3 protein-coding genes are annotated in these 2,189 nt (G+C 29.8%); 1 reads left to right on the plus strand and 2 read right to left on the minus strand.

Features of this window, described 5'->3' with window-relative positions:
- Positions 1–314 precede the first annotated feature (314 nt).
- The gene (locus tag Q0856_RS17900; RefSeq protein ID WP_298507194.1) at positions 315–644 is read left to right on the plus strand and encodes a hypothetical protein; all 330 of its coding nucleotides are present in this window, start codon (positions 315–317) and stop codon (positions 642–644) included.
- Between the two features lie 115 nt (positions 645–759).
- Here Q0856_RS17900 and Q0856_RS17905 read toward each other — a convergent pair whose 3' ends face one another.
- The gene (locus Q0856_RS17905) at positions 760–1,545 is read right to left on the minus strand and encodes a hypothetical protein (protein WP_298507196.1); all 786 of its coding nucleotides are present in this window, start codon (positions 1,543–1,545) and stop codon (positions 760–762) included.
- Positions 1,545–2,189 (minus strand): RHS repeat-associated core domain-containing protein (locus tag Q0856_RS17910; RefSeq protein ID WP_298507197.1); only part of this gene is annotated, 645 nt, incomplete at its 5' end. The genes Q0856_RS17905 and Q0856_RS17910, both read right to left, overlap by 1 nt.

Genomic DNA, 2,189 nt, shown 5'->3' on the forward strand with positions numbered 1-2,189 from the left:
TACTCAAAAGATATGGTTTTGTGGTTTGGTTGTGTAATGGCTTTTAACATTCCATTACCATACCACGTATAGGTGTAATTTCTTTTTTCTGTTGTTTCTTACACAAACCTGCCACTAGTTATAAACTAGCGAGAGCGGGGGAGTACGAGCAAATAGATAAAGAAACTTTAAAACGTTTAAAAGACATACAACAGCTCTCGCCAGAGAATAAAAATCATGTATTTGCTTTATTAGATGCTTTTTTAAAACAAGTGAAATTGCAAAGTATTATGTAATTTTAAGCTTTTATTGCTAAACGTTAAATTTAATATATTATGTGGGAGCTATTAGGAAAAATTGCAATTTTAATAACTATTAGAGCTTTTATTTTAGAAAACAAAAAAATTAAAAAACTAGTTAAAAAAGGAACTAAAGTAGCTTTAAAGCAACCTCTAAAACCTTGGTATAGTAAAACTTTTGGGATAGGTTCTATTTTTATTCTAACACCTTTTGTTATAATACTATCTTGTTTAGGATTTACATTATCTGTTTTAAATGGTAATACTATTAATATTGCAATAGCTAAAGTTTTACTTCTTTCTTTATGTACTACAGGTTTTCTATATTTTAATTATAAATTATATTATCCTAGTAGAAGCAAATAAACTCTTAGCTTCATAAAAAAAAACACAACTCTCGCTGTGGTTTTTATTTTATGGTTGTATTTCTTACTCATACTCGCCACTAGTTGGGGAAGTTTTTGAGTATAAAATCTATTTTTTACTTCCAAAATTTCTCTAATTGAGGATATTCCTCAAACCAAAACTTAAATGCTTCTTTATTAATTCCATCTTTACCTAACCAAAAATCGACTGGATATTTCCAATCGGAACTATGTGTTTTTTTAGGAGCAGATGCAAAATTAGTATAATGTTCAAGAAAGCCCTTATGTTCGCTTGTTTCTAAAATACTACAATAACCTAAAGTTTCTAATAATGCTTGTCTTTGTTCTGCATCTGATTTGAATCCTTTTATCTTACCTATTTTTGATTGAATCGTTTTTTTAACGGTATCTTTTTCATTTGCGTCTAAGAGGATAGTAAGTATTTCTGAAAAAATTCTAAAATCGGATTCAGTTGGTTGAATTACCTCTAATTTATTTGATTCTGATAAATAACAGTAATAGTGTTGAATATCTGTACCTATTAATCCTCCAATTTCTAAAAAACAATCTAGAATAAAATCTTTTCTGTAATTTACTTTTTTAAGTGAAGCGCAATATTTACAAGGCGTTCGACTTATTACGAACTTCTTATCTTCTTCACTCATTTTATCAAATAATGACTTATTTGGAACTGAATCTTCACTTACAGTAAAAGAATGTTTAGGAAAACTTTGCATTATAGCAAATACAGGTAAACCACTTCTAAAACTTAATTTATTCTTGCTAAAACTAGATAGAAACAATGAAGTATATTTCGTTTTATCACTTTCTTTATATTCTTGAAAAATTCGCTCAATAAGTTCATCGTGCGTTAGATATTCTTTTGTTTCTATATCTTTCATCAATTACAACCTCCTTTAAATTTTAGTTCATCCAAAGTAGGTAACTCACTTACTTTTTTAACATTTAAAATATCATCTGCTGCGTTTAATCGAAGTTTACCTTTTGCTTTACCTTGTTTAGCTTCAGAAATACCATTAATTTTATTACCTCTAGCCTTATCACTTCCTCTACCTAATAAGTCGTTTTCAGCAATACCTCTTTGTTCAATACCTCTTACTGCATTTGGATCAGTTCCAACTCCTGTTTTTCTTTGTAAAGTGTCTCCCTCTCCAAACCTTGCTCCATCAGTTCCTGTTGTATTAGAATGTCTTCTTGCTATGTCTTCCATAGAAGCATTATCAGATGCTCTACCGTGATAATAAGAACTTCCATTAGAATCTGTTAAAACATAATTCCAATCTAAACCAAAAGGGTCTATAATTGCATTGGTGTCGAAAACATAGGCGTATAAATTATACTCCCTACTATTTAAACCGATAGGGTCTTTTGAAAGGTAAGTTCCGCTATCAGGCGAGTAATACCTAAATCTATTATAATAAAGTCCCGTTTCTACATCCTCGTACTGTCCTTGGTATCTAAAAGGACAATCTGTTAAAGAACGTCCTTCAAACTTACGTACTTTTCCGTAAATATCATATTCTAC

This window comes from uncultured Maribacter sp. (genome assembly GCF_947496775.1).
GTDB lineage: Bacteria > Bacteroidota > Bacteroidia > Flavobacteriales > Flavobacteriaceae > Maribacter_B.